Annotated in this window: 16 protein-coding genes; 9 read left to right on the forward strand and 7 right to left on the reverse strand. The window is 72.9% G+C overall.

Features of this window, described 5'->3' with window-relative positions; all coding sequences use genetic code 11:
- Positions 1-315: hypothetical protein (locus ACXJKL_RS03490; protein WP_457205663.1), on the forward strand; the 315-nt coding region annotated here is incomplete at its 5' end.
- 74 nt (positions 316-389) lie between these two features.
- Complete coding sequence (locus ACXJKL_RS03495) at positions 390-1,127, forward strand: hypothetical protein (protein WP_457205664.1); 738 nt, start codon at positions 390-392, stop codon at positions 1,125-1,127.
- Positions 1,128-1,154: 27 nt separating this feature from the next.
- Here ACXJKL_RS03495 and ACXJKL_RS03500 read toward each other — a convergent pair whose 3' ends face one another.
- The gene (locus tag ACXJKL_RS03500; RefSeq protein WP_457205665.1) at positions 1,155-1,490 is read right to left on the reverse strand and encodes a PepSY domain-containing protein; all 336 of its coding nucleotides are present in this window, start codon (positions 1,488-1,490) and stop codon (positions 1,155-1,157) included.
- Positions 1,491-1,600: 110 nt separating this feature from the next.
- On the opposite strand from ACXJKL_RS03500, the gene ACXJKL_RS03505 reads away from it, so the two are divergent.
- Together ACXJKL_RS03505 and ACXJKL_RS03510 are read left to right on the forward strand one after the other, a co-directional pair.
- On the forward strand, positions 1,601-2,290 hold the full coding sequence (locus ACXJKL_RS03505) for a response regulator transcription factor (RefSeq protein ID WP_457205666.1): 690 nt from the start codon (positions 1,601-1,603) through the stop codon (positions 2,288-2,290).
- The gene (locus ACXJKL_RS03510) at positions 2,287-3,630 is read left to right on the forward strand and encodes a sensor histidine kinase (protein ID WP_457205667.1); all 1,344 of its coding nucleotides are present in this window, start codon (positions 2,287-2,289) and stop codon (positions 3,628-3,630) included. The genes ACXJKL_RS03505 and ACXJKL_RS03510 overlap by 4 nt, the downstream gene beginning before the upstream one ends.
- Positions 3,631-3,686: 56 nt before the next feature.
- On the opposite strand, the gene ACXJKL_RS03515 is transcribed toward ACXJKL_RS03510, so the two are convergent.
- Complete coding sequence (locus ACXJKL_RS03515) at positions 3,687-4,484, reverse strand: COG4705 family protein (RefSeq protein ID WP_457205668.1); 798 nt, start codon at positions 4,482-4,484, stop codon at positions 3,687-3,689.
- 93 nt (positions 4,485-4,577) lie between these two features.
- On the opposite strand from ACXJKL_RS03515, the gene ACXJKL_RS03520 reads away from it, so the two are divergent.
- The gene (locus ACXJKL_RS03520; protein ID WP_457205669.1) at positions 4,578-5,420 is read left to right on the forward strand and encodes an SDR family NAD(P)-dependent oxidoreductase; all 843 of its coding nucleotides are present in this window, start codon (positions 4,578-4,580) and stop codon (positions 5,418-5,420) included.
- Between the two features lie 9 nt (positions 5,421-5,429).
- On the opposite strand, the gene ACXJKL_RS03525 is transcribed toward ACXJKL_RS03520, so the two are convergent.
- Positions 5,430-6,347 (reverse strand): NAD-dependent epimerase/dehydratase family protein, encoded by a 918-nt coding sequence (locus ACXJKL_RS03525; RefSeq protein ID WP_457205670.1) that lies wholly within the window; start codon positions 6,345-6,347, stop codon positions 5,430-5,432.
- A gap of 77 nt (positions 6,348-6,424) precedes the next feature.
- On the opposite strand from ACXJKL_RS03525, the gene ACXJKL_RS03530 reads away from it, so the two are divergent.
- Positions 6,425-7,081, forward strand: coding sequence for an SDR family oxidoreductase (locus ACXJKL_RS03530; protein ID WP_457205671.1), 657 nt, complete (start codon positions 6,425-6,427; stop codon positions 7,079-7,081).
- Here ACXJKL_RS03530 and ACXJKL_RS03535 read toward each other — a convergent pair.
- Complete coding sequence (locus ACXJKL_RS03535; RefSeq protein ID WP_457205672.1) at positions 7,069-7,452, reverse strand: DUF2200 domain-containing protein; 384 nt, start codon at positions 7,450-7,452, stop codon at positions 7,069-7,071. The genes ACXJKL_RS03530 and ACXJKL_RS03535 overlap by 13 nt on opposite strands.
- On the opposite strand from ACXJKL_RS03535, the gene ACXJKL_RS03540 reads away from it, so the two are divergent.
- The gene (locus ACXJKL_RS03540; protein WP_457205673.1) at positions 7,451-8,605 is read left to right on the forward strand and encodes a sulfatase-like hydrolase/transferase; all 1,155 of its coding nucleotides are present in this window, start codon (positions 7,451-7,453) and stop codon (positions 8,603-8,605) included. The genes ACXJKL_RS03535 and ACXJKL_RS03540 overlap by 2 nt on opposite strands.
- A gap of 63 nt (positions 8,606-8,668) precedes the next feature.
- A complete protein-coding gene (locus tag ACXJKL_RS03545) occupies positions 8,669-9,454 on the forward strand; it encodes a VOC family protein (protein WP_457205674.1) in 786 nt (261 codons plus the stop codon).
- Positions 9,455-9,471: 17 nt separating this feature from the next.
- On the opposite strand, the gene ACXJKL_RS03550 is transcribed toward ACXJKL_RS03545, so the two are convergent.
- The gene (locus ACXJKL_RS03550; RefSeq protein WP_457205675.1) at positions 9,472-11,121 is read right to left on the reverse strand and encodes a bifunctional 3'-5' exonuclease/DNA polymerase; all 1,650 of its coding nucleotides are present in this window, start codon (positions 11,119-11,121) and stop codon (positions 9,472-9,474) included.
- A 97-nt stretch (positions 11,122-11,218) separates the two neighbouring features.
- Between ACXJKL_RS03550 and ACXJKL_RS03555 the strand changes: the two genes are divergently transcribed.
- Positions 11,219-12,724, forward strand: coding sequence for an amidase (locus ACXJKL_RS03555; protein ID WP_457205676.1), 1,506 nt, complete (start codon positions 11,219-11,221; stop codon positions 12,722-12,724).
- 10 nt (positions 12,725-12,734) lie between these two features.
- Here the strand turns inward: ACXJKL_RS03555 and ACXJKL_RS03560 are convergent, their stop codons facing one another.
- Both ACXJKL_RS03560 and ACXJKL_RS03565 read right to left on the reverse strand, forming a co-directional pair.
- Entirely contained in the window at positions 12,735-13,505 is a 771-nt protein-coding gene (locus tag ACXJKL_RS03560) for an MBL fold metallo-hydrolase (protein WP_457205677.1), read from the reverse strand.
- Position 13,506: 1 nt separating this feature from the next.
- Positions 13,507-14,404: M4 family metallopeptidase (locus ACXJKL_RS03565; RefSeq protein WP_457205678.1), on the reverse strand; the 898-nt coding region annotated here is incomplete at its 5' end.

Here is a 14,404-nt window from a genome sequence, read left to right on the forward strand (position 1 = left end):
CCGGCGACCGCCGTCGCCGAGATCGCCGTACGGGTGCTCCGGCTCCTCGAGGACACCGACGGCTCGGAGCCGGTCACKACGGTCGTCGGCGGCATGCTGCTCCGGGACTACCTGCCGACCCGGACCTTCGAGCTCGTCGTCCACACCACCGACCTCGCTGCCGCCCTGGGCCAGCCCCTGGACCTGCCGGCCACCGCCGCGACCCAGGCGCTGTCCCTCGTCGCCGAGCTCGCCCTCAGCGAGGGCCGTGCGGGCCCGTTCCTCCGTGCTGTCACCGGCCGCCCGGCCCTCCCCGAAGGCTTCTCGGTGCTCTGACGGTCCTTCAGCGTGGCTTCAGTGCCGCCGGCGCATGCTGATGCTTCCGACGTCACACGCCATCGAGGAGATCCATGAGCACCATCGTGATCCGCAGGGTCCTGGCCACCGCCGGAGTGGTCGCAGCGGGGTTGCTCGCCGTGGGCGCCCCGGTCCAGGCAGCCGAGACAGCCAGTCCCGGGCAGCATCACCCCACGCCCAGCCACTTCACCCGAGGTCGGGTGACCAACCCGTACTTCCCGCTGGAGCCGGGGACCGTCCTCGTCTACCGGGGAGTCACCGACGGCCGACCCGGCCGGGACGTCGTGTACGTCGCCCCTCGCACGCGGGTCATCGACGGCGTCCGCTGCCGGGTGGTGGTCGACCGGCTCGTGGTCGACGGGGTGCTGACGGAGCGCACGCGCGACTACTACGCGCAGACGAGGGCCGGCACCGTCTGGTACTTCGGGGAGGACACCGCCGAGCTGGACGAGGACGGCACCGTGACCAGCCGCGAAGGGACCTTCCACTCCGGCAGGGACGGCGCGGAGGCGGGGATCTTCATGCCCGCGCACCCGCGCGTCGGTCAGGGCTTCCACCAGGAGGACTACCCCGGCCATGCCGAGGACCGGTTCGTCGTCCGGAGCCTTCACGCCTCCGTCACCACCGTCTTCACGACCAGCCGGGATGCCCTCCTCACCGCCGAGCGGTCGGCGCTCGAGCCCGGTGTGGTCGAGCACAAGCTGTACGTGCGCGGGGTGGGTGACGTCGCCGACCGGGACGTGAGGGGTGGCAGCGACCAGCAGGAGCTCGTCGCTGTGCGTCACCGCTGAGCCGGGGCCTTGCTCGGGCGGACGATGCTACTCGGCTCCGCCGTCCTGCTCGGAGCTGTCGCTGTCGCCCTCGATGACGACCACGGCGTACTGGTCGTCCAGTCGGACGTCGACCGTGCTCCCGTCGGGCCTGGTGATCTCCACCTCGTACGTGGCTCCGTTCTCGGAGTCGGACTCGACGCTGTTGACCGTGCCACCTCCGGTGGCCTCCAGAGCCGCCTTCGTGGCGGCGTCGGCCTGCTGCTCGGTGTATCGGTGGCTGGCGGGACCGTCGTCAYCGTTGCCCGCCACCGCGACACCTCCGCCGGCGATCGCTGCGAGTGCCGCGATGCTGATTCCCGCGACTGCTGTGCGCTTGCGCATGGGCTTCTCCGTTCCTCGGTGTCTGCTGGGCTCCCAGTGTGCATGTCGGCTGCTGAAGCCAGCCTGAACACTCAGCCGGTCTTCAGCGTGCGGCTGCGACAGTGGTCGGCATGCGGATCCTGGTGATCGAGGACGACCGTCAGCTCGCGGCCGGCCTGCGGCGCGGCCTGGAGTCGGAGGGGTATGCCGTGGACGTCGCGCCGGACGGCCCGACCGGCGACTGGCTCGCCCACGAACAGACGTACGACGCCATGGTGGTCGACGTGATGCTGCCCGGGATCGCCGGGGATGTGCTGTGCGCCCGGCTGCGCGACGCCGGTGACTGGACGCCGATCCTGATGCTCACCGCGCGTTCGGGCCCTGAGCAGGAGTCGCGTGCCCTGGATGCCGGGGCCGACGACTTCCTGGCCAAGCCGTTCTCGTTCCTGGTCCTCACGGCCCGTCTGCGTGCGCTGCTGCGGCGAGGGAGCCGCGAGCGGCCGGTCGTCCTGGAGGTCGGGGACCTGCGGCTGGACCCGGCCGCGCACGCGGCGTGGCGGGGCGACACTCCTGTCGCGCTCACTCCGCGGCAGTTCTCGCTGCTCGAGTTCCTCATGCGCCGGCCCGGCGAGGTGGTCTCGAAGGCGACGATCCTCGCGCACGTGTGGGACTTCGCCTTCGACGGACACCCCAACATCGTCGAGGTCTACGTACGACAGCTGCGCCAGCGCGTGGACGAGCCGTTCGGGCGGAGCTCGCTGCAGACCGTCCGGCTGGTGGGATACCGCCTCGTGGACGACCGGCTCGAGGGCCCGTCATGATCCGGATGAGCCTGCGCGTCAGGGCGACGGTCGTCGGCACCCTCCTGTTCGCGACGCTCCTCGCGGGATGCGCCCTGCTCCTGGTCTCGACCCTGGCGAGCAGCCTCACCGAATCCACCGACCAGCTGTCGCGGTCCCGCGTGGAGGACCTGCTCCGCCTGGCGCAGGCCGAAGACCTTCCCGAGGTGCTCAGCAGCGTGTCCGACAACGGGATGGCCCAGGTCGTCGACCAGCACGGACGAGTGCTCGCGGCATCGCCCAACATCAGGGGTCATCCGGCGGTGGCAGATCTCGTCGGCGCCACCACGCCCCGGGAGAGCACCTTCGACGCACCGGACGACCAGGAGACGGAGACCTACCGGGTCTGGTACGCCACGCAGGCCGTCGCGGGCGACGAGGTGACCGTCTACGTCGGCGACAGCCTGGAGTCCGTGGACGAGGCCTCCGCTGCCCTGCGCACGTCCCTGGCCGTCGGCTTCCCGTTCGTGGTCCTCGCGCTGGGACTTGTCATCTGGGTCGTCATCGGCCGGACCCTGGCGCGCCTGGATCGCATCCGCGCAGAGGTGGACCGGATCTCCGAGGAGAGCCTGCACGCCAGGGTCGCAGGGGACGGCGTCGACGACGAGGTCGGTCGGCTCGCCGCCACCATGAACGCGATGCTCGGCCGGCTGGACGCAGCGGCGCAACGGCAGCGCGACTTCGTGGCCGACATCTCCCACGACCTGCAGAGCCCCCTGGCCGCCCAACGAGTGGCCCTCGAGGTCGCCCTGGCGCACCCGACCGGGRTCGATCACGACGTGCTCCGCAGGGATGTGCTGGGCGCCACGAACCACATGGAGCGCATGGTCCGCGACCTGCTGGTGCTGGCGTCGCTCGATGCCGGCGCCCCGGCTCATCGGCGGCTCGTGGATCTCGACGAGCTGGTCCTCGAGGAGGCCGTCCGGGCGCGGGCCGGCTCCCCGGTCCGCATCGACACCCGGGAGGTGTCCGCGGCGCCGGCGTACGCCGATCCCGACGATGTCCGCCGCATCGTGCGCAACCTCCTGGACAACGCCGTGCAGCACGCGGACTCACGGATCACGCTCGGTGTCACCATCGCCGCAGGACAGGCCCGTCTGGACGTGGTCGACGACGGACCCGGCATCGCACCGGACGAGCGAGAACTGGTCTTCGACCGCTTCCGCCGGGGGGACGCGGCGCGAAGCCGCGACGGCGGCAGCGGACTCGGGCTCGCCATCGCCCGCAACCTCGCCGAGCGCGGCGGCGGCACGCTCGACGTGATCGACGGGCCCGCGGGTGGGGCACATCTTCGGCTGATGCTTCCCAGCGCCGGACCGTGAGCGCCCGCACCACGTGACGGCGTCACGTAGCGCTCGTGCAACGTGACTGCGTCACGTCATGCCGGGTCCGTCTCCAGCTCCAGGCGCTGCGTCTCCGTGCGGTCGGTCCCGGTCACCGTCAGGAAGACGACGGTGGCGAGGATCGTGGCCAGGAAGATCACGCTCGTCGCCAGGGTGCCCAGGGCGAGCCCGCCCTCCTCCCTGTCGAGGGCGAGGAAGTCGCCGATGTTGGCGCCCAGGGGGCGGGTGAGGACGTAGGCCAGCCAGAAGGAGAGGACCGGGTCGAGGCCCATCCGCCACCCGATGGCGACGAGGGCGATCAGGCCCGCGGGCAGCAGGATCGCCGCGCCCGGGGACCACCCGGTGATCTCCAGCGTCCAGTCGCCCAGGGCGGTGCCGAGCGCGAAGGTGACGAGCACCACCAGCCAGTACCAGGCCTCGCGCGGTGTCGTGTTGATCGAGTGGATGGACAGGGTGCCCTCGCGTGCGTGCCAGACCGAGAAGACCACGGCGAGCAGCACCGCGAAGACGATCGAGCTGACCGCCAGCGGGACGCCACGGGCGTCGGTGAGGTTGTCGGTCAGCAGGGTGCCGAYGACGCTGATGAGCACCACCGCCAACCAGTAGACGCCGGGCACGTAGCGCCGGAGCCGGAACTGGGCCACCAGCGCCGCGACCAGGCCGACCGTGAACAGGATCGTCGTGTTCGTCAGACCGAGGCCGAGTGTCTCGTTGACGTAGTCGGCGAAGCTCTCGCCGACCGTCGTGCAGAGGATCTTGATGACCCAGAAGAAGACGGTGACTTCGGGGACCTTGTTCAGCATGGTGCGGCCGACGGCCGTGGAGGTGGTCATCGCCGAAGGGTCCGATGGACAACCTGCCAACGACCTGACCGCCGCTGCGGCGACCGGCCGTCGAGCCGTGGGACCGCTGACTAGGCTCGCGACATGACTGACCTGACGATGGCGGGCCGCACGGTCCTGGTGACCGGTGCGAGCGACGGGATCGGGGCCGAGGCCGCCCGCGACCTGGCCGGCAAGGGGGCCACGGTCCTGGTGACCGGCCGCTCCGCGGACAAGTTGCGACCCGTCGCCGAGGCCGTCGGCACCGAGCCCCTGGTCGCCGACTTCGCCCGGCTCGACGACGTACGACGCCTCGCGGCCCAGGTCGGCGAGCGCACGGACCGGATCGACGTCCTGATGAACAACGCCGGCGGCACGATCGACCCGTCGAGGACCACCGCCGACGGCCACGAGCCCAACTTCCAGGTCAATCACCTCGCGCCGTTCCTGCTGACCAACCTGCTGCGCCCGCAGCTCGCCGCCGCCGGCTCGTCGCTGGTGGTCAACACCTCCAGCATCGGCAACCTGGTGGGCAAGGTCGTGCTCGACGACCTCGACCACGAGCACCGCAAGGCCCGGGAGTTCCTGGCGTACGGCACCGGCAAGCTGATGAACATCCTCTTCACCCGCGGCATCGCCCAGCGGTGGTCCGACGACGGCATCGTCTCCGTCGCCGTCCACCCGGGTCCCGTGGGCAGCTCGTTCGGCCGCGACTCGTGGGTCGTCGGCCTCCTCTACCGTTCGCCGCTCAAGCGCTTCGCCACCATCAGCGTCCCCGACGGCGCGGCCCCGCTGATCGCCCTCGCCGAGCGCGGTCCGGACCCCGCCGTCAACGGGAGCTACTTCAGCCGCTTCAACCCGCAGGGCCGCGAGAACCGGCAGGCGCACGACCAGACACTGATCGACGGCCTCTGGGAGCGCTCGGCGGCCCTGACCGGACTGGCCTGATCGGGGCGCTCAGGCCTGCAGCCCGTCCTCGAGCTCGGCCAGCGCACCGGCGAGGTCGACCCGCGGCTGCCAGCCCCAGCGGCGCGCGCGATCGGCTCGGACCTGCCCGGTCCACGCCGGGCCGTCGTCCCACACCGGCTCCAGGCCGAGGGCCCGGGTGACCACCCCGAGGTAGTCGCGCTGGGTCGCGGGACCCCCCGCGACGTTGACCGCCGTGCACCCACCCGCCACCGGCCCGGACTCCGGGTCGTCGGCGGTGGCGACCGCGCCGACCGCGACGTCGGCGGTGAGGGCCGCGAGGTCGTCGACGTGCACCCAGGCGAACGACTGGTCCGCCACGGCGTGCCGGGCGTTCTCGTCGTCGCGGACCCGGGCCGGGTGCACCGAGTTCCATACCGAGGTCTTCCCCGCGCCCAGGATCGCCGGCGGCCGCACCAGGACCCGGGTGGGTCCGTCCACGGCGGCGAGCGCCAGGTCGACGTCACGCTTGATGACCGCGTAGTCCCCGGCGTCGTCGCCCACCAGGGCGGAGTGCTCGTCCACGTCACCGAGCCCCGGGCTGCGGGCGTAGACCGCTCCGGTCGACACGTGCACGAGGCGCCCCACTCCGGCCCGCGCCGCGGCCCGGGCGATGGCGAGCGTGCCGTCGAGGCCCACCGTCCRCTGGCTGTCGGCGTCGCCGCCCAGCGGGTGCACGGTCGTCACCAGCGCCCCGGCGCCCGCCACCACGTCGGCGGCGAAGGCCGGGTCGGCAAAGTCGCCGACCCGCTCCTCGACACCGGGGAGGACCGGCGCGGTGCCGGCGCGGCGTACGACGGCACGCACGGCAGCACCCCGCTCGCTGAGGGCCGCGACGACACGGCTGCCCACCAGTCCGTTGGCTCCGGTGACGACGACGAGGGTGGGCGAGGGGTTCGGGTCGGTCATGTCCCCCACCTTGTCAGGCCCACCCCCGGCGTGGCCCGGTGCGGGACACGCACCCAGGAAGGCGGTAGGAAGTCCTCATGAGCAGACCTGTGGTCGTCRTGGTGGGTGCGGGTCCGGGCGTGGGTGGTTCGCTCGCCCGCCGCTTCGCCGACGAGGGGTACGACGTGGGGCTGCTGGGCCGCGACCGCGGTGCGCTCGAGGAGCTGACGGCCGACCTCTTGCAGCGTGGTGCGACCGTCCGGTCCGCCGCGGTCGACCTCACCGACACGGTCGCGGCGACCGACGCCGTCCAGAACATGGGACGCGGGTGGGGGCGGATCGACGTGCTGCACTTCAACCCCAGTGCCTACCGGGACAAGGACCCGCTCGAGCTGACGGTCCCCGAGCTCCTCGAGGACGTCGCGCTGGGCGTCGGCGCCCTGCTCACCGCCGTCCAGGCCGCCCGACCGTTCCTCGTGGACGGCAGCCGGGTCAGCGCCACCGGCAGCATGGCCGCCGACGAGCCGTGGCACGGGCCAGCCTCCCTCGGCGTGCAGAAGGCCGGCCTCCGCAACCTCGTGCAGAGCATCGACGCCACCCTGGCCCCGGACGGGATCCGCGCGGTGTCCGTGACCGTCCGCGGGAACCTCGCCCGCGAGGGCGCCTTCACGCCCGACCGCGTGGCCGAGGCCGTCTGGCGTGCCGTCACCGCCCCGGAGCACGCGTGGACCAGTGAGGTCCCCTACGCCGGCTGACTCCGGTTGCGCAGGACCTTCTCCATGGCCCTGCCGCGCGCCAGCTCGTCCACGAGCTTGTCGAGGTAGCGGATCTTCTGCATCAGCGGGTCCTCGACCTCCTCGACCCGCACCCCGCACACCACCCCGGTGATGTGTGACGCCAGCGGGTTGAGGTGCGCCTCGGCGAAGAAGTCCTCGAACGTCGTCCCCGCCGCCAGGTGCCGGTCCAGGGCCGCGTCGTCGAAGCCGGTCAGCCACTCGATCACCTCGTYCAGCTCGGCCTTCGTGCGGCCCTTCCGCTCCACCTTGGCGACGTAGTGGGGGTAGACCGAGGCGACGCTCGTGGTGAAGATGCGGCTCATCCCGGCGAGCGTAGTGTCGGTGCGCATGGCCGACAACGTCCTGTGGATCATCACCGACGACCAGATGCGCTCGATGCTCCCGACCATGGACGCGACGTGGAAGCGGCTGGTGGAGAAGGGCGTCCGGTTCCGTCGCGGCTACACCGCGATGCCGTGGTGCGGGCCGGCGCGGGCCTCCATGCTCACCAGCCGGTACCCGCACGACCACGGCTGCCACGACAACCGCACCCACCGCCCGTTCGTCGACCAGGGCCTCGACGGCGACACCGTCGCCACCCGGATGCGTGGCGCCGACGCCGACACCGGCTACTTCGGCAAGTACATGAACGGTCTCGGCGAGGACCCGGCGTACGTCGCCCCGGGGTGGGGACGGTGGGTGGCCACGGTCGGCAAGCGGGGTCAGGTGAACGTCGACGGTGACGTGCGCCAGCTCGACGGCCAGGCGGTGGCCGACACCTTCGCCGCCGATCGGTTGCGTCGGTTCGTGGAACGGCACGAGGACAGCGGCCCGTGGTTCGCCGTGTGGGCGCCGTCGATCCCCCACGACCCCTACCGGCCGAGCGAGGAGCACCGCCACGACTTCGACGACGTCACCTGGGACCCGCCCGCCCTCAACGAGGCCGACCTGTCCGACAAGCCCTCCTGGATGCGGGACCTCCCTCCCCAGGACCTCGCGCTGATGCGCCGGGTCCTGGAGGGCAAGCTCGAGGAGCTGCACCTCCGCGGCGAGCACAGGCTCTTCCGCAAGGAGCAGCCCTACGAGGAGTCCGCCGGCATCCCGTACGTCGTGCGCGGGCCCGGAGTCGCGCCGGGCACCCGCAACGCCCTCGTGTCCCAGGTCGACCTGATGCCCACCACGCTCGACATCGCCGGGCTCGATCCCGACGCGGGCCGCGAGCTCTCCGGACGCTCGATGCTCGAGCCCCTGCGCAGCGGCGACTGGTCCTCGTGGCGCCGCCGGTTGCTCGTCGAGAACACCAACCTCGGGTGGGCGATGCTGCGGGAGGGGTCGCAGGCCTACATCGAGCACCACGAGCGCGGCGAGTGGGAGCTCTACGACCTGTCCCTGGACCCGCACCAGCTCACCAGCCGCAGTGAGGTCGACGTCACCGAGCTCTCCGCGCAGGTCACGGCGATGCGGCGGGCCCGGGGCACCGAGCTGCGCGCCCTGGAGGACTGAGCCGACGACGCAGACCGCGCACCCCACGACCACCCACCCGACGACCACCCAGGAGGACCGCCGATGAGCACCGACGCCCGACCGTCCCGCCACCGCCCGCCCAGCGGAGGGCTCGCCTACCTCCAGCTCCCCACGACCGACCTCGACGCCTCCATCGCCTTCTACGCCTCCGTCCTCGGTTGGCGCGGGGAGGCGACGTACGGCAGCTTCGAGGCCCCCGGACTCATCGGCCAGTGGACGACCGATCTCGCGCCCGCCACGGACGGCCCGGTACCGTGGTTCACCGTCGAGGACCTCTACCCCACGCTCGAGCGGGTCGTCGACGCCGGCGGGGCGGTGCGCCAACGGCCGTCCCTCGACCAGGGCGAGCGGTGGCTGGTCGAGGTCGACGACCCCTCGGGCAACCGGATCGGCCTGGTCGCCCCGGTCGCCACCGCTCGCGCACAGACGATGCTGATGGTGCGTGACGTCGAGGCCAGCAGCCGGTGGTACCACCAGCTGCTCGGCCTCACCAGCGACCACGGCGGACCCGAGTACGAGCGCCTCCTCGCCGACGGTGAGCTCGTCCTCCAGCTCCACCACGAGGGGACCGAGCACCACCACGGACCCGTCGGCGACCCGACGGTCGAGCGGGGCAACGGCGTGCTGGTCTGGTTCGGGGAGGTGAGCGACTTCGACGGCGTGGTCGAGCGGGCCGCCAGCCTCGGCGCCGACGTGGTCAACGCACCCCACCGCAACCCGCCCCCGGGCGACGGGAACGGTCCGGGTCACCGGGAGATCTGGGTGCGCGACCCCGACGGGTACGTCGTCGCCGTCGCCAGCCCGGACGGTGAGGCCTGGGACCTCTGAGGCGCCCAGGCGCGCGGTCACTGCCCGACTGCGGCTCCGGGCTTGCCGGCGTCGGCGTAGGACCGCACGATCGAGACGTTGAGCGGGAAGTCGATGTCCGCGTCACGGAACACCAGGCTCCCGGCGCTCGCAGCGGCGTCGGCGGCGTGTGCGGCGACCTCGTCGGCGAGCGCCGCCGGGGTGTGCACGACCACCTCGTCGTGCAGGAAGAAGACGAGGTGCGGACCGCCGACGAGATCCTCCGCGCCGCCCAGGCGCCACAGCCGGTTGCGCAGGTCGGCGATCCAGCACAGAGCCCACTCCGCGCCCGTGCCCTGCACCACGAAGTTGCGGGTGAAGCGGCCGTGGGCGCGGCGCCGGCGCGCCTGACCGTCGGCATCGACCGGCGTGTCGTCGATGTCCTGGTCCCAGGCCTCCCCCAGGGTCGGGCACCCGCGCCCCAGCAGCGTGCGCACCACCTGGCCGCGCTCGCCGGCACGGGCCGCGTCCTCCACGAGACCGAATGCCCGGGGGTAGCGACGGGTGAGCCCCGCCACCATCCGACCGCTCTCGCCGCTGGTCGCGCCGTACATCGCGCCCAGGAGGCCGAGCTTGGCGTCCTGGCGACTCCGGACGGCGCCGTCGTCGACCATCCCCTGGTAGAGATCGGCCCCGCGTGCCGCGTGGGCCAGCGCTCGGTCGCCGCTCATCCCGGCGAGCACCCGCGGCTCGAGCTGGGCGACGTCGGCGACCACCAGCACCCAGCCGTCGTCGGCCACGGCTGCGGGCCGCACCTGCACCGGGAACGAGAGAGCACCACCGCCGTTGGAGGACCACCGTCCCGTCACCGACCCGGCCGGCTGGTACGACGGACGGAACCGGCCGCCGCTCACCCACTGGTCGATCCAGGCCCACCCGTTGGTCTGGAAGAGGTGCGCGAGCTGCTTGTAGCGCAGCAGCGGGGAGATGCCCGGGTGCTCGAGGGCTCGCAGGGACGACGCACGGGTGTCGGAGACCTCGAGCCCCGCCCGACGCAGCGCCGCGAGCAGCTCGGGCCGCGAGTCGGGGTTGAGGCCCGGGGCGGCGAAGGCGCGACGCACCTCCTCGACCAGCGCCTCGAGCAGCCGCGGACGGGCCCCGCGCGGCGGCCGGGGCCCGAGGAGGTCGGCCAGCAGCCGCTCGTGCACGTCCAGCCGCCAGGGGACCCCGGCGTACGTCATCTCGGCCGCGACCAGGGCACCCGCCGACTCCGCCGCGAGCAGCAGACCGAGCCGGCCGGACTCCGGTGAGCCGGCCACCGCGGCCTGCTGGCGGGCGTCCTCGAGGTCGGCGCGCAGGTGCTCGGCGGTGTCGTCGGCCGAGAACAGCACCGGATCGGACACGGCGCCAGGAGCGAGCCGGTCCCAGTGCTCGGACTGCTCCCCGTCGAGCAGCCGACCCTCCACGGCGGGTGCCCGCCGCAGCAGGCGACGGACCAGCCGCAGGTCGTGGCAGCGCTCGACCCGCACCCCGGCGGCCAGCAGCGGCGGGTACCACCGTGCGGTGTCGTCCCACACCCATCGGGGCGACTCCGGCTCCCGCGTCGCGACGTACGCCGGCAGGTCGACCAGCGGCACCGTTCGCTCGACGTCCCTCTCGACCACCAGCACCTGCTCCCCCGGCAGGCGCGAGAGGCAGACGCGGGTCATGGGGACACCCTCCCACCGACCGCGAGCCGCCCCCGGCGAGCTGTCGACCTCGACCATGCGGCCCGGCATCGCCGACCTTCCCCGGTAGCCTCCCGCCATGACCCCGGAGGAGTACCTCACCCACGACGCCACCGCCCTTGCCGAGCTGGTCGCCCGCGGGGAGGTCACGGCCACGGAGCTGCTGGCGCTCGCGCGGGGCCGGCGCGATGAGATGAACCCCCTTCTCAACGCCGTCGTCGCCGACCTCGGCGGGGTCGCGGACGAGCGCGCCGCCGACGCGTCCCTGGGCGGGGCCTTCGCGGGCGTCCCGTTCCTGGTGAAGGATCTCGGCCAGGAGTACGCCGGGTTCCCCACCTCCAACGGCTCACGCGCCCTGGCCCACGACGTCGCGGACCGGCACGCCCTGGTGACGCAGCGATTCCTCGATGCCGGGCTGGTCGTCTTCGGCAAGACCAACACCCCCGAGTTCGGGGCCAAGGGGGTCACCGAGTCGGAGCACTGGGGACCGGCACGCAACCCGTGGAACACCGCCCACACCCCGGGTGGCTCGTCGGGCGGCTCCGGTGCGGCCGTCGCGGCGGGCATCGTCCCGGCCGCCGGAGCCAACGACGGCGGCGGGTCCGTGCGCATCCCCGCCGCCTGCAACGGCCTGGTCGGGCTCAAGACCAGCCGTGGCCTGGGTCCCTACGGCCCTCAGACCGGTGAGGTGATGTACGGGATGGTGACCCAGGGAGTGGTGACCCGTACGGTCCGCGACAGCGCCGCCCTGCTGGACGCCATCATCGGCCCCGATCCGCGCGCGGGCTACCGCTCCGCCACGCACGACGTGCCGTTCGTCGAGCAGATCCGCGAGCGGCCGGGACGGCTCCGCATCGGCTACTCCGTCTCCTCGGCGATCAACGCGAGCCCCGACCCCGAGGCGTTCGCGGCCGTCGAGCGGGCGGCCCAGCTGCTCGCCGAGCTCGGCCACGACGTCGAGGAGGTGTCACCGCCCCACGACGACGAGGCGCTGGCCCGGGACTTCCTCACCATCTGGTTCGCCCAGCTCTACGGCCAGGTCAGCGACGCCAGGAAGCGGCTGGGCGCCCCCGACAGCCACTTCGAGGCCGACACCCTGGCCAGCGCGGAGATCGGGCGTGCCTCCGGGCTGCTCCCGATGCTGCAGGCCCTGCAGAACGTCAACGGCTACGTGCACTCCCTCGCCGAGTTCCACGAGGGCCACGACGTCTTCCTCACCCCGACGCTCGCCCGGCCCCCGCTCCCGGTGCACGCCACCCGCACGCCCGACCGCCTCCAGACGCTTGCGCGCGTGGTCAGCCGGCTGCGGGCCGGACGGATCTTGACGGCCACCGGGATGCTCGACGAGATCATCCACGACAACCTCGACTGGGTGCCCTACACCCAGCTGGCCAACCTGACCGGCCGCCCGGCCATCAGCGTCCCGCTCCACTGGACCGCAGCCGGCCTTCCCCTGGGCGTCCAGCTCGTCGGCCCGCTCGGCGCCGACGGCGACCTGCTGCGGCTCGCGGCGCAGCTCGAGGAGGCCCAGCCCTGGGCCTGGCGCCATCCGGCGCCCGTCGACGACAGCCTGAGGACCGACTGACGAGGCTGCGTCACCCCACCACCCGCGCCGAGCCGCCGACGTCCAGGACGAGCGCCCGGCACCCGGGCGCCTCACGGGCCAGCGCGGTCTCGAACCGCGGACCCGCCGCGTCCATCCAGCCGCGTGGGTGCCGCGACCCGCCGGGCACGTGGAAGGTCCCCCAGTGCACCGGGACGCCACAGGCGGCGCCGGCCATCCGACAGGCGATCGCCGCCTCCTCCGGTCCCATGTGCCCCGGCGAGAGCCGAGGGCCCCACCCGCCCACCGGCACGACAGCGACGTCGACCGGGGCGCCGGCCATCTCGGCCAGGTCCGCCATCCCGGGATGGATGCTGGTGTCCCCGGCGAGCCAGACGACCCCGGACCCGCCACGCACCAGGTGGCCGTGGGCGGCGTTCGGACGGTGCGGCATCGGGCGGGAGTGGTGCACCGCCTCCACGAGCCGGACCGTGACGTCTCCGGAGTCCCCCACGGGGACCCACTCCCCCTCGGCCAGGCCACGTCCGGACAGACCCTTGCCGGTGGCCCAGGCGGCGTTCTCGGGCGACGTCAGCACCGGTGCCGCCCCCAGCAGCCGGAGCGAGGAGACCTCGGCGTGGTCGTGGTGCAGGTGCGAGAGCAGGACCGCGTCCGCCCCTCGCCAGGCGACACTGTCCGGCCGGTCGCCCCGCCGACGCAGGATCCCCCCGTGCGTCCGCAGGAGCGGGTCGGCGACGAGCCGCACCTCGTCCAGGTCGAGGACGACGGTGGAGTGGCCGAGCCAGGTCACTGAGATCGTCACGTCACCCCACACCCGCCTCTCGCCACGCCCCCCGCACGACCTGCGCCGCGCCCTTCTCCACGATGCCGGCCTTGACCAGCACGCGGGCGGACTCGGCGACCTGCGAGGCAGCCTGCGCGAACGTCGCGGTGGGCGGCAGGAAGTGGAGCGCGTGGTACCACATCCGTGCCGTCACGACGGTGTCCCCGAGCTCGGTGGCCACCCGGTAGAAGGCCCGGTTGGGGATGCCGGAGTTGATGTGGACTCCCCCGTTGTCCGCGGCGCCGGTGTAGCGGTCGGCGTACCGCGCGGGCTGCGGGTCCGTGCCCAGGATCGGGTTGTCGTACGCCGTGCCCGGGTTCCGCATCGACCGCAGCGCCTCGCCGTACAGGTCCGGAGCCATGATCTCGTCGCCGATCAGCCAGTCGGCGTCCTCGGGGCGTTCGCCGGCCGACCACTGCGTGATGGCAGTGCCGAAGACGTCACTGAAGTGCTCGTTGAGTGCCCCGGACTCGCCCTGGTAGGCGAGCCCGGAGGCGTACTGCGTGACGCCGTGCGCCAGCTCGTGGCCGACCACGTCGAGCGAGCGGGCGAAGCCGGAGAAGATGACGCCGTCCCCGTCGCCGAAGGTCATCTCGTCGCCGTCCCAGAACGCGTTGTTGTACGCCGCCCCGTAGTGCACGTTGAGGACCAGGTCCAGCGCCCGGTTGTCGATCGAGTCCCGGTTGAGCATCTGGCGGAAGAAGGAGCGCACGACGCCGGCACTGTCGTAGGCGTTGATGACGTCGGAGTCCTTCGTCTCCGGACCGCCCTCGGGCCGCACCAGGGTGACCCGCTGGTGGGTCGTCCCGGCGCTGTCGTAGACCTCGCGGCGCGCCGTGCCGGTCGGCGGCGGTGCCAGGGACGGCGCGGCCGCGGCC

This window comes from Nocardioides sp. P5_C9_2 (assembly GCF_054049555.1).